Annotated in this window: 21 protein-coding genes and 1 pseudogene; 11 read left to right on the top strand and 11 right to left on the bottom strand. The window is 65.8% G+C overall.

The annotated features are described in order from the left end of the window. Nucleotides 1–5 precede the first annotated feature (5 nt). From LFT44_RS17945 to hisC, 3 genes are all read right to left on the bottom strand, one after another. Complete coding sequence (locus tag LFT44_RS17945; protein ID WP_236799764.1) at nucleotides 6–647, bottom strand: NADPH-dependent F420 reductase; 642 nt, start codon at nucleotides 645–647, stop codon at nucleotides 6–8. Nucleotides 648–731: 84 nt separating this feature from the next. Then, nucleotides 732–1,364: a YitT family protein gene (locus tag LFT44_RS17940; RefSeq protein ID WP_236802948.1), complete on the bottom strand. Its 633-nt coding sequence runs from the start codon at nucleotides 1,362–1,364 to the stop codon at nucleotides 732–734. A 28-nt stretch (nucleotides 1,365–1,392) separates the two neighbouring features. After that, nucleotides 1,393–2,511: a histidinol-phosphate transaminase gene (gene hisC, locus LFT44_RS17935; protein WP_442863756.1), complete on the bottom strand. Its 1,119-nt coding sequence runs from the start codon at nucleotides 2,509–2,511 to the stop codon at nucleotides 1,393–1,395. A 92-nt stretch (nucleotides 2,512–2,603) separates the two neighbouring features. Here hisC and LFT44_RS17930 point away from each other — a divergent pair, with 92 nt between their 5' ends. After that, nucleotides 2,604–3,104 carry an Lrp/AsnC family transcriptional regulator gene (locus LFT44_RS17930; RefSeq protein WP_236799762.1) on the top strand — a complete coding sequence of 167 codons (501 nt, stop codon included), beginning with the start codon at nucleotides 2,604–2,606 and terminating at the stop codon, nucleotides 3,102–3,104. 203 nt (nucleotides 3,105–3,307) lie between these two features. Continuing rightward, nucleotides 3,308–5,314, top strand: a complete 2,007-nt coding sequence (locus LFT44_RS17925) for a rhamnogalacturonan lyase (protein WP_272910871.1) — start codon at nucleotides 3,308–3,310, stop codon at nucleotides 5,312–5,314. A 100-nt stretch (nucleotides 5,315–5,414) separates the two neighbouring features. Here LFT44_RS17925 and LFT44_RS17920 read toward each other — a convergent pair whose 3' ends face one another. The 4 genes from LFT44_RS17920 to LFT44_RS17905 form a co-directional block, all read right to left on the bottom strand. Then, nucleotides 5,415–6,374, bottom strand: a complete 960-nt coding sequence (locus tag LFT44_RS17920; RefSeq protein ID WP_236799761.1) for an SRPBCC family protein — start codon at nucleotides 6,372–6,374, stop codon at nucleotides 5,415–5,417. Between the two features lie 137 nt (nucleotides 6,375–6,511). Beyond that, nucleotides 6,512–7,243 carry a polysaccharide deacetylase family protein gene (locus LFT44_RS17915; RefSeq protein WP_236799760.1) on the bottom strand — a complete coding sequence of 244 codons (732 nt, stop codon included), beginning with the start codon at nucleotides 7,241–7,243 and terminating at the stop codon, nucleotides 6,512–6,514. Nucleotides 7,244–7,491: 248 nt separating this feature from the next. Next, complete coding sequence (locus LFT44_RS17910) at nucleotides 7,492–10,134, bottom strand: exo-rhamnogalacturonan lyase family protein (RefSeq protein ID WP_236799759.1); 2,643 nt, start codon at nucleotides 10,132–10,134, stop codon at nucleotides 7,492–7,494. Nucleotides 10,135–10,313: 179 nt separating this feature from the next. Continuing rightward, nucleotides 10,314–10,466, bottom strand: coding sequence for a hypothetical protein (locus LFT44_RS17905; protein WP_236799758.1), 153 nt, complete (start codon nucleotides 10,464–10,466; stop codon nucleotides 10,314–10,316). Nucleotides 10,467–10,704: 238 nt separating this feature from the next. Between LFT44_RS17905 and LFT44_RS17900 the strand changes: the two genes are divergently transcribed. Beyond that, nucleotides 10,705–11,316, top strand: coding sequence for an NADPH-dependent FMN reductase (locus LFT44_RS17900; protein ID WP_236799757.1), 612 nt, complete (start codon nucleotides 10,705–10,707; stop codon nucleotides 11,314–11,316). A 142-nt stretch (nucleotides 11,317–11,458) separates the two neighbouring features. On the opposite strand, the gene LFT44_RS17895 is transcribed toward LFT44_RS17900, so the two are convergent. After that, nucleotides 11,459–11,935 (bottom strand): sensor histidine kinase, encoded by a 477-nt coding sequence (locus LFT44_RS17895; RefSeq protein WP_236799756.1) that lies wholly within the window; start codon nucleotides 11,933–11,935, stop codon nucleotides 11,459–11,461. A 202-nt stretch (nucleotides 11,936–12,137) separates the two neighbouring features. Here LFT44_RS17895 and LFT44_RS17890 point away from each other — a divergent pair. The 4 genes and pseudogenes from LFT44_RS17890 to LFT44_RS17875 all read left to right on the top strand — a co-directional run. Beyond that, nucleotides 12,138–12,695: pseudogene (locus LFT44_RS17890) on the top strand (ZIP family metal transporter); the annotation flags it as partial. Between the two features lies 1 nt (nucleotide 12,696). Beyond that, nucleotides 12,697–13,047 carry a DUF6325 family protein gene (locus LFT44_RS17885; protein ID WP_373462130.1) on the top strand — a complete coding sequence of 117 codons (351 nt, stop codon included), beginning with the start codon at nucleotides 12,697–12,699 and terminating at the stop codon, nucleotides 13,045–13,047. A 35-nt stretch (nucleotides 13,048–13,082) separates the two neighbouring features. Continuing rightward, the gene (locus LFT44_RS17880; RefSeq protein ID WP_236799754.1) at nucleotides 13,083–13,382 is read left to right on the top strand and encodes an SHOCT domain-containing protein; all 300 of its coding nucleotides are present in this window, start codon (nucleotides 13,083–13,085) and stop codon (nucleotides 13,380–13,382) included. Between the two features lie 70 nt (nucleotides 13,383–13,452). Then, nucleotides 13,453–14,040, top strand: a complete 588-nt coding sequence (locus LFT44_RS17875) for a hypothetical protein (RefSeq protein ID WP_236799753.1) — start codon at nucleotides 13,453–13,455, stop codon at nucleotides 14,038–14,040. A 60-nt stretch (nucleotides 14,041–14,100) separates the two neighbouring features. Here LFT44_RS17875 and LFT44_RS17870 read toward each other — a convergent pair whose 3' ends face one another. Both LFT44_RS17870 and LFT44_RS17865 read right to left on the bottom strand, forming a co-directional pair. Beyond that, nucleotides 14,101–14,799 (bottom strand): ABC transporter ATP-binding protein, encoded by a 699-nt coding sequence (locus LFT44_RS17870; RefSeq protein WP_236799752.1) that lies wholly within the window; start codon nucleotides 14,797–14,799, stop codon nucleotides 14,101–14,103. 28 nt (nucleotides 14,800–14,827) lie between these two features. After that, a complete protein-coding gene (locus LFT44_RS17865; protein WP_236799751.1) occupies nucleotides 14,828–15,931 on the bottom strand; it encodes an ABC transporter permease in 1,104 nt (367 codons plus the stop codon). Between the two features lie 166 nt (nucleotides 15,932–16,097). Between LFT44_RS17865 and LFT44_RS17860 the strand changes: the two genes are divergently transcribed. The 4 genes from LFT44_RS17860 to LFT44_RS17845 all read left to right on the top strand — a co-directional run bounded on the left by LFT44_RS17860 (nucleotide 16,098) and on the right by LFT44_RS17845 (nucleotide 20,128). Then, complete coding sequence (locus LFT44_RS17860; RefSeq protein WP_236799750.1) at nucleotides 16,098–17,414, top strand: sensor histidine kinase; 1,317 nt, start codon at nucleotides 16,098–16,100, stop codon at nucleotides 17,412–17,414. Beyond that, nucleotides 17,411–18,070, top strand: coding sequence for a response regulator (locus LFT44_RS17855; RefSeq protein ID WP_272910870.1), 660 nt, complete (start codon nucleotides 17,411–17,413; stop codon nucleotides 18,068–18,070). The genes LFT44_RS17860 and LFT44_RS17855 overlap by 4 nt, the downstream gene beginning before the upstream one ends. A gap of 156 nt (nucleotides 18,071–18,226) precedes the next feature. Then, a complete protein-coding gene (locus LFT44_RS17850) occupies nucleotides 18,227–19,840 on the top strand; it encodes an AMP-binding protein (RefSeq protein WP_236799749.1) in 1,614 nt (537 codons plus the stop codon). A gap of 102 nt (nucleotides 19,841–19,942) precedes the next feature. Then, complete coding sequence (locus LFT44_RS17845) at nucleotides 19,943–20,128, top strand: hypothetical protein (RefSeq protein WP_236799748.1); 186 nt, start codon at nucleotides 19,943–19,945, stop codon at nucleotides 20,126–20,128. Nucleotides 20,129–20,316: 188 nt separating this feature from the next. On the opposite strand, the gene LFT44_RS17840 is transcribed toward LFT44_RS17845, so the two are convergent. Beyond that, nucleotides 20,317–20,616 carry an antibiotic biosynthesis monooxygenase family protein gene (locus tag LFT44_RS17840; RefSeq protein ID WP_236799747.1) on the bottom strand — a complete coding sequence of 100 codons (300 nt, stop codon included), beginning with the start codon at nucleotides 20,614–20,616 and terminating at the stop codon, nucleotides 20,317–20,319. Nucleotides 20,617–20,644 lie beyond the last annotated feature (28 nt).

The raw sequence follows: 20,644 nt of genomic DNA, 5'->3' as shown, positions 1-20,644 counted from the left end.
ACAAATCAGATGGTTCGAGGGGCCTTGGCCAGGTTGTCCTTCAGTTGCGTGGCGTTCTGCCGTGCCACATAGGCCGGGCGGTCGCGCTCCACGCGCCAGCTCTCGGAAAGCGGGCCGACGTTGACGGTGTCGAAACCGAATTCGTCGTAGAGGCGGGTCACCAGTTCAGCGGCTTCCGGGTAATCACTGGCGGTGGCAAGGGCGCGGCGGTTCTCCGTGCCGGCCGGAGTCCCGTCGGTGGTGATGTCCTTGGCCATGATGTGGTTGAAGCCCTTGGCCACCTTGGACTGGAGGAGGTGTTCCTGCAGCATCCCGGAGGTGGTGGCCTCGCCGTTGTCCAGGGCGGGAATGCGGCCGTCCCGCTCCCAGTAGTAGTTGTTCGTGTCGATCACAATCTTGCCGGCCAGCGGTTCCACCGGGACGTCCTTGTAGTTCTTCAGCGGCACCGTGACCACGGCGAAGTCGCCGGCCGCTGCCGCTTCAGCTGAGGTGGCTGCCCGGGCCTTCGGGCCAAGCTCAGCCACCAGGTCCTGGAGGGTTTCCGGGCCCCGTGAGTTGCTGATGACCACGTCGTAGCCCAGCTCCACGGCCTTCCGTGCAACCTGGCTTCCAATATGTCCTGCACCGATGATTCCGATTGTTGTCATATGGGCGGCAACACCGCCCCCCGCCGAGATATTTCAGCCGGTCCAGGGGAATAAAAGGGCTGGTCCCTGCCTACTTTCGGGTGCCTACTTTCCCAGATAGCGCCCCGGCCGGTGGTTCAGCGCGAGAATAAGGTTCAAGAGGGTGGCGCCTGCAGCGGACAGCAGCACCATCAGCGGTGGAACGAGCACGAGCGACGCCACCACGATGGCCACGTCCAGCACCATCTGCACATACCCGGCCCGCCATTTCAGCTTCTCCTGCAGCAGCAGGGCCAGGATGTTGAAGCCGCCCAGGCTTGACTGGTGCCGGAACAGGATCAGCAGTCCGACTCCGGCCAGCAGGTTTCCGCCCAGCACGCCATACAGGGGGTCGATGTGCAGCGACCCCAGGGCCGCCGGGTGCAGGCTGGCCATCAGGGACACCAGGGCAATTGCCGCGCCGGTGCGGAGGGCGAAGTTCCAGCCTTTCTTCCACACCGCCAGCACGAAGAACGGCAGGTTGACCGAGAAGAAGATGACGCCGAACGGCAGCGCCACCGAGTAGCTCAGCAGCAGCGCCAGCCCAGCGGTGCCGCCGGTGACGGCACCGCTGGACTTGAGCAGGAACAGCCCCAGCGATGCGGCGAACGTGCCCGTCAGGATGCCCAGGACATCCTCAACCACGGAGTGGCGGGCGGCCGACGGCGGCGCGGAACCTGCCGTCGTCGGCTCTTCCACCTGCCGGGCCGGGGCAGCGACGGTTGCGTCAGCGGGAAGTCTCGTGGAGGTGCTCACCGGGACACAACCTCTCGCGGTCGGCCAGGACCGCCAGCACGCGGTCATTGGTGGCCGCGTCGGCCAGAGTGATCCGCACGCCGTCGACGGCATAACCGCGGGCAAGGATGTCGGCCCCGGACAGTGCATCCAGGAGCCGTTCCCGCAGTTCGTCGGAGGCGCGGATCCAGTAGAAGTTGGCCTGGCTGTCCGGCACGTCCCAGCCGTAGCCGCGGAGGGCCTGGATGACCCGGGTTCGTTCCTGCGCCACGGCCCCGGTCCGCTCCAGGATCTCGTCCGCGGCAGCGAGTGAGGCAACCGCGGCGGCCTGCGCCATCCGGTTCACGCCGAACGGAACGGCCGTGCGGCGGAGGCCTTCGGCGATACCGGGACGGGCAATGGCGTAGCCGATCCGCAGCCCGGCCAGCCCGTACGCTTTGGAGAAGGTCCGCAGGATGCAGAGGTTTGGGTAGCGGCGGTAGAAGTCCAGTGAGTCCACGCCGGGGCCGCGCTGAAACTCGACGTACGCCTCGTCCAGCACTACCAGCACCCGCGGGGGCACGGACTGCAGGAACTCTTCCAGTGCCTCCGGGTTGATGGACACGCCGGTGGGATTGTTCGGCGAGCACAGGATCACCAGGCGGGTGCGATCGGTGATGGCAGCCGCCATGGCCGGAAGGTCGTGGTGTTCGCTTGCCAGCAGCGGTACGGGCACCGAAACGGCTCCGGCCACCGCCACCAGGATGGGATACGCCTCGAAGGACCGCCAGGCGTAAACCACCTCGTCACCGTGCCCGCAGACGGCCGAGATGATCTGCTGCAGTACACCCGAGCTTCCCGGGCCGGCCGCAATTTCCTCAGGGCTGACGCCGAAGTGCCCGGCAATGGCTTCACGGGCCTCCACCGCACCCATGCTGGGGTACCGGTGGATACGGTCTGCCTCGGCGGAAATCGCCGTGATGACGGACGGCAGGGGAGGAAAGTGGCTTTCATTCGAGGCAAGGGCGGCGGTCAGGTCGGACTGCGCGCTCTTGCCGGCCACGTAGGCGGGGAGTTGGGCGACGGCGGCGCGGACCTCGGGTGCCGCGGCTTCGGAAAGGGTGCTGGTCATGGACAGCATGGTGCGGGAGTTCGGGAAGTTTGCGCAACAGGGGTGTATTGGGCAGGACAGATCCAGTAGTTGAGCTGCGCTTGAGTGGCAAAATGCTCAGTATGCACCTCATTGACGCGCTGGACGCAGAGATCCTCCTCACACTGGACAGTGACCCGCACGCGACGGTCCTGTCCCTCTCCAGAACACTGGGGGTGGCACGCAATACTGTCCACGCCCGGCTCCGCCGCCTGGCCAGCGACGGCAGCTTGGCCCCCTTCAGCCAACGGGTCCGGACAGCAGCGTTGGGCCTGCCGCTCATCGCGTTCATCTCCATTTCCATCAGCCAGTCCTCAAGTGACATCGCCGTCGCGGCGCTGCAGACCATCCCGGAAATCATCGAGATGCATGCCACCACCGGGGATGCAGACCTGCTCGCCAAGGTGGCCGCGAGGGACCCGGCCGACCTGCATCGGATCACCAACGCGATGCTGGCGATTGACGGCGTCGTACGCACCAGTACCGCCATGTCCCTGGTCGAAGTAATGCCCACCCGGACTGTGCCGCTGCTGCAGGCTGCCGCGGAGAAGGGGCATGTGCAGAAGCAACCGTAAAAGAACATATTCTCCCAATCACTTTCGGTCAAACCCCTTGACCGGGTTTGTCAGACGCTGATAGACCTAGAGGGCAGAAAGCGCTTCCTCGTAGTCCGCACCCCTTGAAACCACTCGCGATGGGTCAATAACGCTCTATGAATGAAACGTTTCAAAAAGACAGCGGCGGACTCAGCCGCCGCTGCATCAAAGGAGATGTTCTTTTGGCAAACCCCTCAATTCAGTCCCCAAAAACTCCGGCGGGCAGGGCTTGGAAGGCGGCGCCGGCAGCAGCGGCTACCCTTACCGCGGCTGTTCTGGCCTTCACCGGTGTCCCGCTTGCCGCCGCTGATCCAGGCGCAGGAAACCCTGCGGCTCCCGCTGCCCCCGCAGGTCCAGGCCTCACCCGGCAGGTGGAAAACCTCGACCGTGCCCCGGTTGCCGTCCTGACCGGTCAGGGTGTTTCGCTGGGCTGGCGCATGCTGGGCCTGGACAAGGACAGCGTTGGCTTCCAAGTGATCCGTGACGGTGCCATCATTACCGACGAGCCGATCCGGGACACCACCACGTACCTGGACCCGGACGGCAAGGCCGACTCCAAGTACGTCATCAAGACCGTGGGCAATGGCAACGGGCAGGACAAACTCAGCGCCGAATTCACCCCGCTGGCCCAGAACTACCTGCCCATCAAGCTGGATAAGCCGGCCGATGGCGTCAGCAAGGATGGAAAGCCGTACACCTACAGCGCCAACGACTCCAGCGTGGCGGATCTGGACGGCGACGGTGCCTACGAAATCATCCAGCTCTGGAACCCTTCCAACGCGCAGGACAACTCCAAGTCCGGCTACACGGGCAACGTCTACGTGGACGCGTACAAGATGGACGGCACCAGGCTGTGGCGGATCGACCTGGGCCGCAACATCCGCGCCGGCGCGCACTACACCCAGATGCTCGCCTACGACTTTGACGGGGACGGCAAGGCCGAAGTGGCCTTCAAGACTGCGGACGGCACCACTGACAACGCCGGTACGGTCATCGGCGACCCCGCGGCCGATTACCGCAACAGCGCCGGCTACGTCCTGTCCGGGCCCGAGTTCCTCACGGTATTCAACGGCGCCGCCGGCACCATCATGGACACCGTTCCGTACGACCCGCCGCGCGGCAGCGTTGCGGCCTGGGGGGACAACTACGGCAACCGCGTGGACCGTTTCCTCGCTGGAGTGGCATACCTGGACGGCGAACACCCGTCCATGATGTTCAGCCGCGGCTACTACACCCGCACCGTGCTGGTTACCTATGACCTGGTGAACGGCAAGCTGGTCAAGCGCTGGAAGTTCGACTCCGACGTGGCGGGTGCCGAGTACAAGGGCCAGGGCAACCACAACCTGTCCGTGGCGGACGTGGACCAGGACGGCAAGGACGAGTTCGTCTTCGGCTCAATGACCATCGACGACGACGGGACGCCGCTGTACAACACCAAGCTCGGGCATGGCGACGCCATCCATACCGGCGACCTGGACCCCTCGCGGCCCGGCCTGGAAACCTTTGCTGTGCACGAAAGCATGAGCGCCAGCGGCAACCGGGGCGCCACTTTCCGCGACGCCGCCACTGGTGAAGTCCTCTGGAGCATCCCCGCTGTCAAGGACACGGGCCGCGGCGCCGCCGGAGATATTGACCCCCGGTTCCCCGGCTCTGAAAGCTGGGCAGTGGGCGGCGACGCCGCCTGGAACTCACCCGTCGGATTCCTGATGTCGGCCAAGGGGGAGCGGATTTCGGACAAGATCCCCGCCGCCAACTTCATGGCGTGGTGGGACGGCGACCTGCTGCGCGAGATCGTTGACCATGACTTCGACGCCAACGCGGGCATGGGCGTACCCACCATCTCCAAGTGGAACTGGGAAACTGAAACCAGCGAACGGCTGCTGACCGCCGCCGGCGCCCGCACCAACAACCACACCAAGGGTAACCCGTCGCTACAGGCGGACCTGCTGGGGGATTGGCGCGAGGAGCTGGTGTACCCATCGGCGGACAGCAGCGAACTGCGGATTTACACCACAACTTCGCCCACCGAGGTCCGGCTCCGCACCCTGATGCATGACCCCATGTACCGCACCGGCGTGGCGCGCGAAACGGTCGGCTACAACCAGCCGCCGCACCCGAGCTTCTTCATCGGCGAGGGAATGCAGGCCCCGGCCGCACCGGCTGTCTTCTACGCAGGCAAGACGAAGTAAACCTCCCCGGACGCAAGAGCGCCGCCCGCCTTGGGGGAAGGCGGGCGGCGCTTGCTTTTGGGCTGGATCAGCGACCGGGCGGGTCGGAGATCCGGCGGGGTCAGTGACCGCCGAGGTTGCCGCCGACAGGCGGCAAGCCGCCTTCGGTGCCGCGATCACCCTCGCGCCGTTCGCCGGCGCTCAGGTTCTCGCCTTCGAGTGTCTCGTCCGACTCGCCGGTAGTATCCACCAGGCCGTTGGTCTGGTCGAACGTATGCCCGATCCGGCTGTCATCCAGATCGGCGACGGAACCGGAGGAACCGGCAGCCGCCGTCGTGCCCGCCGCGGGAACTCCGGTGCCCGCGTCCGCTGCGCCGGCCGTGGCGCCGGTGGTGAGCGGCTCAGCCGGAACAACCGGTTCCGCCGGAACCACGGGGGTGGTCTCGGTAACGGTCACGTCGGCAGTCTCGGTCTTGTCCTTGTTGCCGCTGGCCGCCATGGCTGCCGCTGCTCCCGCGGCCGCCGCCAGGCCTACGCCGGCCGCAACCTTGCCGGAGACGCCCGCCTTGCCGGAATCACCGCGGGAGGCGCCGGCGTGTTCAACACCGGGGGTGCCCACAGCGGAACCGGCGTTGACGGATCCACGCCAGGCACCGCTCGCGTAGCCCTCGTCCTCGATGAATTCCTTGAACTTCTGCAGGTCCGATTCGGCCTGGCGGTCGACGACGTTGAGCTTGTCGCCCACCTTCTCGATCACGCCTTCGGGCTCGTATTCGAGGGTCAGCTGGATGGAGGTCTGGCCGCCTCCCACGTCCTCGAAGTCCACTGCGCCGGCGTTCGTGGCGCCTTCGGTGGCGGCCCAGGCAACCCTGCGGTCCGGGACCTGCTCAAGGATCCTGGCTTCCCACTGCCGGCGGACGCCGCCGATCTCGGCCACCCACTCCAGCCTCTCGTCGCTGAGCTGCGTAACGCTCTTGACGCCGCCCATAAAGTGGGGGAACTCCTCGAACTGGGTCCACTGGTTATAAGCCGTGCTCACCGGTACGTTCACCAGAATGCGTTTTTCCACCTTCGTGCTCATAACGTCTCCTTCGCTTTGTTACCGGGAACTGATGATTTGGTAAAAATCATCAGCATGCTTACCAACATACCTTTTGGTTGCTTCGGTTTCCAGAGCGGGTGGTGCAAAAGGTGAAACCCCGGCGGGGCTTGCCCTACCTAGGGCGCCACCACGACGCCATACGAGCCCTCGTTGAGGTTGCTGGGTGTGGAGGAAGGGGCCACCACGCCGAAGTCGTAGCCCTTGGCCCGGATTGCGTCAATGGTTCTGGCCAGGTAGTCCCATTGCGAGGCGGGGCAGGACAGGACGTCGTTGCCGTCGTGGAGCAGGATGATCGCACCGGGGGCAACCTCATCCATCACGTACTTCTGGACTCCGGCTGCGCCGGGGCACTCGTAATCGCCGGGTTCGCCGACCTCCCAATGCCATTGGATTCCGCCGCTCATGCCAATGCTCCTGATGTAGTTCAGGGAGTATGGGGTGCTGTTGCCGAACGGGAAGCGCATGAGTTTGGGTGTCGTACCGGTGATGGACTTGATGGCGGCGTTGGTGCGGTCAACCTCCTGCTTTTGGCTGGTTTGGTTCAGGTCGGGGAAGTTTGGGTGGTTCCACGAGTGGTTGCCGATCACATGTCCCTCGGCTTTGATCCGCCGGACGAGGTCGGGATACTGCTGGACGTGGGAGCCCTGGAGGAAAAATGTTGCCTTGACGCCCTTTTGTTTGAGGACATCGAGGACAAAGGCGGTGCGTTGGGGCGAAGGACCGTCGTCAAAGGTCAGGCCAATCAGTGGCTTGTCGGCGGCTTGGGCTGATGCGGCTGGACCCACGGCCAGCAAGGCCAGGATCAAGCTCAGGGCGGCCAAGGCCATGACCGCAATCTTGCTCTTCAAGGTGCTCTTTCCCTTCCCAAGGTCGCTTTCAACCTTGTTTAGGTGCAGCACCCTATGGCGGGCTTAAAGCGGGTGTAAACAGGTGGCAGGCGTCGAGTGCGTAACTTCTGTGGGCGACCCAAAGGGGCGTTATGCGGCCGTTATCTTCCTCCGCGCGAGGCGGGTAAAACGGACGACGGCGGCACCTGGCCTTCCTTGGAATCAAAGCCGGGTGCCGCCGTCGTTGGTTTCTGGCTGGGAACGTTGCGTCAGTCCAGGTGGTCGCCCACCAGGGCCAGGTTCTGGATGACCGCAAGCCCGAACTGCGCGGTGTCATTGGTGGAAACGGTGGCCGCCTCATCCACAGGCAACAGCACGTGCGGCGGCTCGATCTTCCGCAGCGTGAACGCGGATTCGTGGTTCAGGTGCTCCCCGCCCTCGGCGAAGCTCTCCCAGGCCCTGGCCGCAAGGTCACGGTCCTGCAACCGCGCGGCGGCATAAGCCGTGAGCCGGCTGTGCGCCTGCGTGAGGTAGATGCCCTCAAGCGGCTGGCCCACGGCTTCCACCTGCTCCTCCTTGGTGGCCAGGAACAGGCGGCAGTACTGCAGCCAGGCCCGCTCGAACTCCGGATCGTCCACCAGGTCCACCAGCTCGCTGCAGATCTCCACCAGCCCGAACACGGCACTGAGGTGCGACACTGACATCTGCTCGCGGCCGGTATCGAACCGGCCCTTGTCCAGGTCGTACAGTGCTTCGCCTGTGAGGAAGCCGTACTTGAGCGCGCCGATGTCCGCCATGGTGCCCAGCAACCGGTCGCGGGAGCGCGGATTGCCGGTGCGTTCCCAGTCCGTCAGCCAGGTGGCCGCAAGTGAGCCCCAGTCCGTGCCGAGCCCCACGCCCAATGCCCCGCGGTCGGGCCGGTAGGTGGCGGCGTCCGGGCGGACCTTGCGGACCGGGTCCAGGCCCAGGAAGTTCTGGTCGCTGTCCACCAGTTCCGTCAGCAGGTCCCCGGTGCGCTCGTCGGCGGTCAGGTAGTAGTAGAAACGGCGGTAGGCGGGGGTGCTGATCCGCAGCTGCTTGGCGCTGCAGCCCCAGTGCTGGACGTTGTGCCGCGACCCCAGGCCCTTCCAGGGGCCGAGATGGTAGACGTCCACCTCGCCCGTATGCCGGGTCATGGCCTCGGCGAAGCGGAAGATGTCCGCCCGGCCCGAGCGCAGGTAGGAGTACCAGAGCCAGAGATCGGGGGAGAGTTCGGAATTGTCCCAGGCGTAGCCGCCGATGTCGTAGCGCCATACGTGACGGTCGAAGTCGTAGGTGTGCATCACGTCGCCGTAGTTCCAGAAGCCGTACCACCGCCGCTGCTCTACCTGACCGGCGTAGAAGTTGAACATGAAGTCCAGGCGGTCCTCCAGGCGGGCCCGGGCCGGGGTGCTCCGGTCCACTGGCATCCAGTCGCCGAACACCCCCACCGAGTGCAGGTATTCCGGGGTGGCCTGCAGGAGAGCGGGGGTGGAAGCGGAGGCAGCATCTGCAGCCAGGCCTTCGGTGGACGGGGTGGCTTCATAGGCGAACAGGGTTAACTCATGCGTGCGGGCAATGCCCTTGGGGTTGCCGAAGCCCGGTTCGTAGTCCTCATACGTAATCTCGAGGCCCTCCAGCTGTTCGGCGAACGTGTCCAGGCCCAGGCCGTCGTGGTAGAACCGCAGGTCCATCGGCTGCGCTTCGGGCGAGTAGAGCCAGGCCGTAAGCGTTGCTTCGCCGGTGGCGGCGCCACGGATGTCCAGCTGCCCCGGATGGGACTGCCAGAAGTCCTTGATCCCCACGCCCAGGCCACCCCGGGAATCGCTCAGGGAGCAGAATCCCGCCGAGCGGGTTCCGCCGGAGATGCCCACCCAGCCGTGGCCGGCGGCAGTGCGCTTGCGTAGTTCGAAGCCGTCCGCACTGAGTTGGCTGAGGGTGTAGTCGCCCCAGGTGGGGATCAGGTGCAGGCGGGCCGAGACTTCCGGGTTCCAGGTGTCCAACGGGGGAGTGGGGCGGCCGGCGACCTGCGCCTCCCGCACCTCCGTGCCGGGGTCACGGCGGAGTCCGGTGAGGCCGCGGACCGCTTCGGTGAGGAACCCGCCGTCGGCGCCCGCAATGCGGATATGGCGGTTGTGCGGGTCGTCCTCCAGCGGCACCGTAAAGCGCACGCCGAGTCCGGCCAGGAAGTCCCGATCCGCGTCCCCGTCCCAAACAAAGGAGTGCACCATCCGAACGCTGCGGGCGCCGGCATAGAAGTAGAACCGCACCACGAACGGCAGCCACTCCCGTCGGCCGCTTTCCGGTTCGTCCGGGCGATGGGTGCCTTCCAGCCGGACCACGGCGCGGACGGGGCCGCTTTGTTCGAGGACGACGGCGGTGACCTCACCGGTGAAGGCATGGCGGCCCAACGTACCCGCACCTTCCGGAACGCCGTCCTGCAGGAGGCTGACGAGCTTGGCGTCCCCGGCAACTTCCCGGCCGTCCCGGACCAGGCTGCTGAAGAGAGTGGAGCCGCTGCGGTTGAGCACCATCGTCAGGAGGCCTGTGTGCACGGTCAAAGTGCCGGCACCTTCGGTGACCGTGACTGAAGCGGCGTCCGACGGCGGCTGGCCTGCCGCGGTGGTTGTGCCGCCGTCGGCCGTCACGTGGTAAGTCTTCGACGGCGAGTCTGTTGCCGCCAATGCGATGCCTGCCCACTTCAAGGATCCGTCCGGCCAGGTGGCCAGCGGCCACGCCTGGCTGGGAATGGGCGTGCCGGTGGCGTCGGATACTGTCAGCGCCTCCGTGCCCGGCACGAGGCCACGTACGAACGGCATGCCCCATGTGGTTCCGCCGCTGATTTCTGTTGGGCCCTGCCCGTCGATCCACCTGATGAGGGTGCTGTCCGTCATGTCATCCAATTCCGCTGCTGATTGCCGCGCGTCTACGTCCCAACCAGGTGGGAAAGCGCTTTCTGGGGTTGGATTACAACGTAGTAGACAAGTGCCAGGCAGGCAAGGGGTTTTTGCCAGGCGGGACGGTCCCGCGGAGTTGAGGCGGGCAGCCGTGGGGCTGGTAGACCGGAGAGGTACTACTTCTTGGCCGCGTCCCCTTCGTCGTCTGCGCCTTCGGCGGGATCCTGGGGGTGGACGCGCAGGTCGCTGGGGTCGGCGTTGGGATCGCCTTCGGAGGGGGCCTGGTTGTGGACCCGGTCGTCGTCATCCTTGGCTCGGTTCTCAGTCATGGCTGCTCCTGTCATGGGTAGAGCTGGGGATTGTGGATTGGGCCATCCCTCATTCAGCGCTTCGCTTCCGGACCTGTCAAGGACCATCCACGCACTCTGGCCGGGCCTTGCCTTGTGTGCTGGACTGGGGGAGCAGTTGGCACCACCGCCGTCCCTTTGGTCTTCCCCGGGGAGAACGGCACCATTTCCAGCCAAACTCAGCCAGCCGGCGTGGACCGGCTGTTGGAAAGGATCACTCATGGCGACATACAAGATCGGATATTTCGTGGGCAGCCTGGCGAGCGGCTCCATCAACCGGACCCTGGCAAAGGCCTTGATCAAACTGGCCCCCGAAGAACTCGAATTCACCGAGATCCCCATCAAAGACCTCCCGCTGTACAGCTACGACTACGATGCCGATTTCCCGCCCGAAGGCCGCGCCCTCAAGGAAGCCATCGAGGCTGCCGACGGCATCCTGTTCGTGTCTCCCGAATACAACCGGTCCATCCCCGGCGCGCTCAAGAACGCCATTGACTGGGGCTCGCGTCCTTGGGGGACCAACTCATTTGCCCGCAAGCCCACGGGCATCATCGGCGCCTCTCCCGGCAGCATCGGCACCGCTGTGATGCAGTCGTCCATGCGCAGCGTCCTGAGCTTCCTTGATGCGCCCCAGCTGAACGCGCCGGAAGCGTATATCACGTACAAGGCAGAAGTTTTTGGCGACGACGGGGAGGTCAAGGACGAGTCCACAGCCAAGTTCCTGGGGCACTACATGGACGAGTACGCCGCTTTCGTTGCGCGGGTCCTGGCAGCCAACGCGCCCGGCCACATCGGCGACCTGGAGCCTGACTCCGCCAAGCTCTCCCGGTAGTTCCGGTAGTTCCGGTAGTTCCGGTAGTTCCGGTAGTTCCTGCAGTTCATGGGCCGGGGCATTCCTGGGGCGTACGGATGCCCGCCGTCCCAGCGACGGCGGGCATCCGTATCTGTGAGTCCTTGACGGTCCGCGAGTCCGGTTAGTCCAGCGGCAGCGTGACCGTGACGCTGGTGCCCCGGCCGGGGCTGGAGGTAATTTCCACCGTTCCGCCCGCTTCCTGGACGGCCACTGACATGAGCCGGAGCCCGTAGCCGTGGTGCCGCCCGGTGGTGGCGAGGTTGCTGTCAAAGCCTGTGCCGTCGTCGGACACTGCCAGGCGGATGCCGTGGTCAACCGCGGCAAGCTGGATGGCGAGCGTGTGCGCCGAGGAGTATTTGAAAGCGTTGCTCAGTAACTCGCGGGCGGACTGGTACAGCAGGGATGCGGAGTCCGCAGGGATCTCGAGGCCCCAATGGGGAGTGTCCCATTGGACCACCGTCCCCTGCTGCCGCAGGGGTGTCGTGAGCCGGTCGATGCACCCGGCCACCCCCAGGGTGTGGAAGTCCAGCGGCTGCCGGTCTGTCAGTACGCCGCCCACGGTTGTGACTTCGTTGTCCAACGTTGTTTTGCTTCCCATGACTTCCTGCTCCCCAAAAAGCTGGCTTTGCCTATGCCTCCAGCGTGGACCCGCAATGTCTAGGGATGGCAAGCTTTGCCTCAAGATCCCATCAATTTTGCGCGGCGGGGGAGGATGGCAGCCGCCTTTTTGCAGTGGCTGTGACATGGCGCGCTGCCATCCCCAATTGTTTTATCCCCGTTGGACTGGGGACGGAGGGCATCTGCCTACTTGGTTGACTTCGATCGTATGGGGCACCGGCGCCGGAGCTGCGCTGGTCCTGGGAGCCGCTGTGTCCTGGCGGTGGGCGATACCACCGAAAGTTGTCTCCACGGTCATGGCCTTCGGCGCGGGGGTGCTGATCTCCGCCCTTGCCTTTGACCTGGTGGACGAGGCCGTCCAAGGCGGCGGTCTGTGGCCGACAGCGGGAGGCTTCCTGACTGGTGCGGTAGTGTACGTCGGCGCGAACATGCTCCTGGCCCGGGTTGGCGCCAAGCACCGCAAGAGGTCCGGCGGCCAGCAACCCTCCGAGCAGGACGCGCCCGGCAGCGGCACGGCCATTGCTGTCGGAGCGTTGCTGGACGGGCTGCCGGAATCGGTGGTCCTGGGCGTCGGCCTGCTGGCTGGGGGAGGGATGAGCCCTGCCATGCTGGTGGCGGTCTTCATCTCCAATTTTCCTGAAGGGCTGTCGGGTACCGCGGGCATGAAGAAGGCTGGCCGGAGCAAGGCTTACGTCTTTGGGCTCTGGGGCGGCATCGCGGGCCAGCCGGGAAGTGGCGCGGCTGGTCAAGGAAGGTGTGATCCGGCTACTCGATCTGCTCGTCATCGCAAAAAACGAGGAGGGCTTGGTCGAGGTGGTCGAGCTGACCGACCCGGGTGGTCAGGCGAAAGAGTTTTCATACTTGGAGGGGGTGCAGTCAGGCCTTCTCGGTGAAGAAGACATTGGGGAGGCGGCTGGCGCTGTTCTCCCGGGAAGCCTGGCGGTGTTGATCGTGTACGAGAACATTTGGGCGGCGCCTTTCGTAGCGGCCGTGCGCGACGCCGGGGGCGAGCTCGTGGCGAGTACGCGGATCCCCGCGCCCGATGTGATGGCAGCATTTGAAGCCCTCGGCGCAGCACCGCCCGTTTCCTGACCGATACGACCGGATTGAAGAGGAGAAGAGAGACGATGGGACTGCTTCGAGGCGTGGTGCGTACCGCTGTCGTTGCCGGGACGGCTTCGGCGGTCAGCGGCAGGGTCCAGCGCTGGCAGGCTGAGAAATTCGCGGACAAGGATGCCGGGATCGCTGCCAAACAGCAGGCGATGTATGAGGCCCAGATGGCATCGGCCCAGCCCGCCGCCGCTGCTGCAACCGGAATTTCCACTGAAGCTCTCGAGCGACTCAAGGAGCTCGGGGCACTGAAGGAGCAGGGCATCCTCAGCGAACAGGAGTTCGAGGCGCAGAAGGCAAAGATCCTGGGGAGCTGACGCTGCGTCACATCGGGTGGCGGTATCTCGTGTAGCGTGCAGGGAGATCACCAGCCTGAGGGGGCAGCGCTTGACCATCCTGACCGTTCAAAGACCAGAACCACCGTTGACTTTGTTCTGGAAGCTCACCATCACCCTTGCCGCGATTGTCGGCACAGGCACCTGCGTGGTCCTGGCGTTCATCTACGTACACTTCTTCGTCGGAGTCCCCGGGACCGTGGAAGTGCTCGAGCGGCAATTGACCAAGCAGGATGCGGTCCACGCCATCCAGGACGACGAAGGGGATGCCGAAATTAGGGAGAGCAGGTTCCTTGCCTCTTACGAGTCGACGTCCTACTACGCAGCGCCTGGCATCGATCCTGGCGTAGCGTGCTTGGTGGTGAAGTCTCCCTGGGACGACGAAAGGTCCTACTGGGAAATGTGCCATGAGGTCAGAGACGGCCGGGACGTCCTGGTGGGGATCCAGGATCCCGACAGGAGGGACGTCCTCTTCGTGCCTGACCAGTTCGACCACGCACCGCTGGAACGGGACGGGTGGGCGACGCTGCACCGCAACCTTTTGATCCGGCCCCTGACTGAAGTACCTCAACCAGCGGAACCACCGACCAGCAGCGCTGTACAGCAGGAGACCCGGCAGGGACAGGTAATCCTTATCTGAACCGGAAGCCTTCTGGTGGCTGGCACCCAGCCCACGTGGAGTCTCCCCCTTCGGGCAAAATCACGCTCCCGCCGGGACCGGCACCGTGAGCCTGCCGTCCCGCATGGTGGCCACAACGTCGGTCAGCGGCACGAACTCGGTGTCATGGGTGACCATTACCGTCGCCACCGAAAACTCCGTGGTCACGTCCCGCAGGAGGGCGATGATCGAAGCACTGCGCTCATGGTCCAGCGCGGCCGTCGGCTCATCCACCAGCAGCACCTTCGGACTGCCCATGAGTGCCCGGGCGATGTTCACGCGCTGGCGCTGGCCGCCGGAGAGCTGGTGCGGCAGCTTCCGGGCGCTGGCGGATAGCCCGACGACGTCCAGCAGTTCGGCGGCCCGGACCCTCGCCGCTTTGGCGGGCCTTCCGCGAAGGTGGTCGCTGATGATGAGCTGTTCGACGGCGGTGAGCGAGGGCAGCAGGTTGGGTTGCTGGAAGATGATGCCCACCTTTCCCCGCCGCAGGGCCGTAAGCTCCTTGTCCTTGAGCCCGGATGTATCGGTGCCGTCGATGATGACCTGGCCGCTGGTGGGGCGCACCAGGGTGGCGGCGGTGGCCAGGAGGCTGGACTTCCCGGACCCAGAGGGGCCCACGAGTGCAACGAACTGCCCGGCTTCCGCGGCGAGACCCACCCGGTCCAGGGCGGTGGTGGTGCCGCCGCCATCGGGATATTCGAGGGTGACGTTGGCCAGGGTGAGGGGAACAGGAGTGGTCATGACGGGTTCCTTTCGGGGAGTGATGGGGTTAGTTGCCGCCGAGCGCCAGGAGCGCATCGACCTTGGTGACGCCGCGGACGGCCAGTGCTGCGGCGGCCAGGCCCAGGGCAACGATCCCGACGACGGGAAGCACCGTGGTGCCCGCGTTCAGTTGGAACGGGGCGGTCTGCGCGGCAAAGAAGCCGCCGGCAACGCCAACAGCTCCGCCGGCGGCTGCCCCCGCCACCAGGACGATGGCGGCCTGGGTCATGGCGTCCCGGAGGATGTAGGAGCTGGGCGCGCCCATGGCTTTCAGGACGGCGATGTCACGGGTCCGCTGGATGGTCCAGACGGTCAGGAAGGCCACGATCACCAGAGCGGAGATTCCATAAAGGAAGGCCTGCATCAGGGTGAGGGAACCGTTTTCGCTCTTGAAGGAGCCCAGTGCCTGGAAGGATCCGGTGCGGGACTGACTCACCGTGTGAGCCGCGGCGTTCCCGGCGGCCTCATCCACTGTGGCTCCGTCCGCATAGGTGATGGCGACGACGGTAGCCAGCTGGCCGCCGTCGGACACGTGCGCCGCCTTGGCCCACGCCGGCAGCGCCGTCCATACGACGCTGGTGTGCGCGTACCACTGGTCCGGCACCACGGCGGCCACGGAAAGCTCCACGCCGCCCAGGGACACCTTGTCCCCTTGGCCCACCGACAGCGCCTCCGCTACCGAGGCACCCACAGCGGCCGTCCCGGCGGACACCTCCACGGGTGCCAGCGGACTGCCGGGCGATACGCCGAACACCGCCACGTTCGCAGTGCCTGACGCGTCCGCCGACTGCGCCCGGGTCTGGGTGATGCCCAGCGGCTCGGCGGACTTGACGCCGGGCTGGTCGTTCCAGCTGTCCACCTGGGCGGCCGTCACGGAGCTTTCCGTATAGGACGCCTTCGGTGAGCCGGAACCCGGTGCGCCAAAGGCGATGGCGTCCACCGGCTTGGCGGCTGATGCGCCAAGCTGCCCGATGGCGGACGTCGACTGCTCGGCGAGCCCCGCGGTCAGCCCGGACAGCATGACCAGCAGGAGGGTGATCAGGGCTACGACGCCGCCCATCATGGCGAACCGGCCTTTGGCGAAGCGGATATCGCGGATTGCCAGGAACACGTTGTTTCTTCTCTCAGCAGGGGTGGTTTGTTCTGTCCTTCCACTCTCCCGGGGGCACCCCGCGCGGGCATCGCGGGGATGGTTGATTGGCGGGAATGGAAGGGTTGAGCTGCGAGTCAACCTTTCGGTTGATTCCCGCTTGGATGTCCCGGCATAAGCTGGTGAGATGCCTGCCACGCCCCTGCCGCCAACATCGGAGACGGCCCGGTCCGGCGGGTTCCTGGGCGCACTGGAGAACGCATCGTCGGCGGCCATCCTTCGGGTCCTGCGGGTCACCCTGCACACCGGGTTCGCCGTCCTGCTGGCCGTGGGTTTGGTGCGGATGCTGATGGCCGGAGGTTTGCTGCGCTGGGTGTGGGCGGGCGCCGCCGTCGTCCTCGCTGCCGTCTACCTGACCGGCACGGTCCTGGAAAAGAGGCACGCGGAAGACCGGATCACGTTCAACCCCGGTCGCTACGGCCTGCTGTGGCTGGGCCTGGTGACGGCCCTTTGGGCGTTCCTGCTCGCCGGAAGTGCCGACTTCGCCTGGCTCGCCTTTCCCATCTTTTTCCTGCACCTGCACCTGCTGCCGCGGCGGCCAGCGCTGCTGACTATTGGGTTGATGACGGTGGCGGTGATCGCTTCCCAGTGGGCCGTTAGCGGTGCCCCGGCGCCGCATGCCGCGGCTGTTGTGGGGCCCGTGCTGGGGGCCATCTTCTCGGTGATCACCGGCCTGGCCTACGCGGCTTTGTACCGCGTGGCCGAGAACCAGCGGCGCGCGGCGGACGAATTGCGCCGCACGCGGGAGGAGCTGGCGCGTTCCCAGCATGAAGCGGGCGTGCTGGCGGAGCGGGCGCGGCTGGCCCGGGAAATCCACGACACCCTGGCGCAGGGCCTGTCCAGCATCGTGCTGCTGGGGCGGGCGGCGGAACAGTCGCTCGCGGACGGTGATGCCGCCACCGCCTCTGGCCGGCTGGCGCTGGTGCAGCAGACCGCGGCGGACAACCTGGACGAGGCGCGCAGCTTTGTCCGCGGCCTGTCCTCGCCCCAGCTTGAAGGCAGTTCGCTGGTCGGGGCCCTGCGCCGGCTCGGTGACAAGACGGAGGCTGCCGCGTCAGCTTCCGGAGCGGCGCTGCACTGCCGGCTGGAGGTGGACGGCCAGCCACAGGAGCTGCCCCAGTCCGTCCGCGTCACCTTGCTGCGCGCGGCGCAGGCGAGCCTGGCGAACGTCCGCGAACACGCCCGGGCCGCCACCGCCGTCGTCAGCGTCGCCTTCCTGGGCAGCGAGGTGACCATGGACATTTACGACGACGGCGCGGGCTTTGACCCGTCAGCTCCGGCAGGTGCCTCGGGCGCAGCCGACGGCAGCGGATACGGACTGCGCTCGCTGAGGGAGCGCATCGCGGCGCTGAACGGCTCGCTGGCCGTGGAATCGGCGCCGGGCGAGGGCACGGTGGTGGCCATCCGGCTGCCCTTGGCGGAACTGCCTGTGGAGGAACAGTGAGCGAGGTGCGCGTCCTGCTGGTGGACGACCATCCCGTGGTCCGCGCCGGACTGCGCGTTATGCTCACGGGCTTTGACGGCATCTCGATTGCCGCGGAAGCAGCTGACGGCAAGGCGGCCCTGAAGGAGCTGGCACGGCTCACGGCCCTGGGCGAGGCGCCCGACGTTGTCCTCATGGACCTGCAAATGGGGGAGGGGATGGACGGTGTCACAGCCACTGCCGAGATCCGGAAGCTCGCCGTGCCGCCGCCGGTGCTCATCCTCACCACCTATGACACCGATGCGGACATCCTCGCGGCCGTTGAGGCCGGGGCGAGCGGCTACATGCTGAAGGATGCCCTGCCGGAACAGCTGCGGCAGGCAGTCCTGCAGGCCGCTGCCGGTGGCACCGTGCTGGCCCCCCGCGCTGCCGCGTTGCTGATGGACCGGATCAGCAACCCGGGCACCTCCCTGACCCCGCGCGAAGTGCAGCTGCTGGAGCTGCTGGCCACCGGCCTGTCCAACCGGGCCATCGCCAAGCAGGTCTTCATCTCGGAGGCCACCGTGAAAACGCACCTGGTGCACATTTACGGGAAGCTCGGCGTGGACAACCGGACCGCTGCCATCGCCGCGGCCACCCAGCGGCGGATCATCCGGCCGCCCGGCGCCAAGGGCTGACTGTCGATAGGTCGCGACGGCGGGGCCTGGCACCCTGCCGCGTCCCGCCGTCGTCCATCACCTGGGTGGCGCGCATGGCCCTACCCTGCAGTAGGTTTATGTCACTGCCCTTCAGGTGCCATTGCCCGTCAGGTCTCACTGTTCAAAGGAGAACGAATGTCCCGTCCGGTTCCACCCGTTGATGCCCTTCTTGCCACCTATGGTGCGGCAGACGCCTGCGCGGCCGACCTCCTGTGCGACAGCCAAGACCCCAGCGCCGTCGCCTTCACCGTGGTTGCAGCCGATCTCACCGCGGAGGACATTACTTACGGCGAGCTCCGGGAGCGCTCGGAGCGGGGGGCCGCAGCCCTGGCGGAGCTGGGGATAGGTCCGGGCGACGCGGTGGCCACCCTGATGGGAAAGTCCGCGGACCTTGTGGTCATGCTCCTTGCCATTTGGCGGCGCGGAGCCGTCCACGTCCCACTGTTCACGGCATTCGCGTGGCCGGCCATCGAACTCCGCCTCACAGCTTCCGGCGCAAAGGCCGTAATCACCGACGCCGACCAGCGGGTGAAGATCCAGGAGACCGCGGCCGCAGTCGTGGTTGTAGGTGCAGAAGCAGCCCAGCCGGACCTGGCGCTCACGCCGCTCCTGGCCAGGCAGCAGCCGGGTATCGCCTCCGAGGCTGTGGGTGGTGACGGTGCACTGGTGCTGATCTTTACGTCCGGAACCACGGGCGCCCCCAAGGGGGTACCGGTGCCGGTCAGGGCGTTGGCGGCGTTCCGCCAGTACGTCGAACTGGGCCTGGACGTCAGTGAAGAGGATGTTTTCTGGAACGCCGCAGACCCTGGCTGGGCGTACGGCCTGTACTACGGCATCCTCGGGCCCATGGCGGCGGGGCGGCGCAACCTCCTGCTGAATGCCGGATTCTCCCCGGAACTCAGCTTCAAAGTGTTGGAGGCATTTTCCGTCACCAACTTCGCGGCGGCTCCCACGGTGTACCGCACCATGCGCGCGAAAACCGAGCCCGGAACGGGCCCTTTCGGCCTTCGGCGTGCCTCGTCCGCCGGCGAACCGCTGACCCCGGAGGTGATCAGCTGGGCGCGGGAGGTACTGGGTGTTCCGGTGCGGGACCACTACGGACAGACCGAACACGGGATGATGATCATCAACGCCTGGCATGACGACGTACGGACAGAGCTGAGGCCGGGTTCCATGGGCCGGCCCCTCCCTGGATGGAGCTGCGCGGTGCTCAAGGACAACGCGGATGAACCGGCTGCGCCGGGTGAACTGGGCCGGGTTGCCGTCAACGTGGCCGAAAGTCCCATGATGTGGTTTAAGGGGTACCAGGACGCGCCGAAGAAGACCGCCGAAAGGTTCAGTCCGGACGGCAGGTGGTACCTGACCGGCGACGCGGGCATGGTGGACCAGGACGGCTTCTATTTCTTCTCCTCCCGGGATGACGACGTGATCATCATGGCCGGCTACCGGATCGGCCCGTTCGATGTGGAGAGTGTCCTGGCCACCCATCCGGCGGTCCTGGAAACTGCCGTGGTAGGTGCCCCGGACGAGCTGCGCGGCGAAGTACTGGAGGCCTACGTGGTCCTGGCGGAGGGAACCACGGGCAGTGATGCCCTGGTGGCCGAGCTCCAGACAATGGTCAAGACGCAGTTCGCCGCGCATGCCTATCCGCGCCGCATTCACTTTGTAAAGGATCTGCCAAAGACGCCGTCGGGCAAGCTGCAACGCTACATCCTGAGGCAGCAGCGGGCCTCGGAGCTCGGCAAGTAGCAGGACAGGAAGGAACGACGGCGGGCAGAAACTTCCGGCCCTTCCGGAGCCTTTTGCTTTGGGGCCTGTTAGCGTGGAGGCCCAGCCACAGAAGGAGGAGCGATGACCATCAATTCACCTGATTCACTGCCCGAAGACGAGCCGCAGGAGGGTGCGGCAGCGGGCAAAGGCAATGCCGACGGCGGGATCCCCGGTGGGAAGGACGGCATCGGGATTTCCGATGGCGCCGCGCCGAACACTTTTGAACCTGAAGAGGACCCGGACGCTGCGGCCGATCCCGCCGACTAACGGCGCCAAAATGACGGCTCAAGGTTGGATCAAGATTCGCCCAAGGTGTGGGGTTTTGGTCCAGGCCCAACCTACTGGCCGGTAATTTTTAATTGCTTCCACGTCAGTTCCCCGGCAGGAAGCACTAGGAGCCCCCGCGCTGGAGCTAGACTCGCGCGGGGGCTCCCCCCAAAACTGTTGCTTTGGTTTTAGTTGGCGAATTTCACCGGATTGAAGTGCTCAACCACCGGAAACGGCTCGTAGAAGCGGTGCAGCAGCGTGCGCCACTGCTGGTATTCGGGAGATTCGCGGAAACCTACCGTGTGGTCCTCCAACGACTCCCATTCGACGAGGAGCAAATAGGTGTTGGGGGTTTCGACTGATCGGGACAGGGACAGCGAGACGAAGCCCGGCATGGAAGCAATGATGGGGCGGGCCTGCTTAAAAGCGGCTTCAAATTCCTCTTCCCGGCCCGCAACGACAGGCAGAAGCGCATGTTCAGTGATCACCGGCCAAGTCTGGCAGATGGGCGCGCCC

Origin of the sequence: Arthrobacter sp. FW306-05-C (assembly GCF_021801725.1) — a bacterium.
In the GTDB taxonomy this organism is placed as follows: domain Bacteria; phylum Actinomycetota; class Actinomycetes; order Actinomycetales; family Micrococcaceae; genus Arthrobacter.
This window is presented reverse-complemented; position numbering and strand designations above follow the sequence as displayed.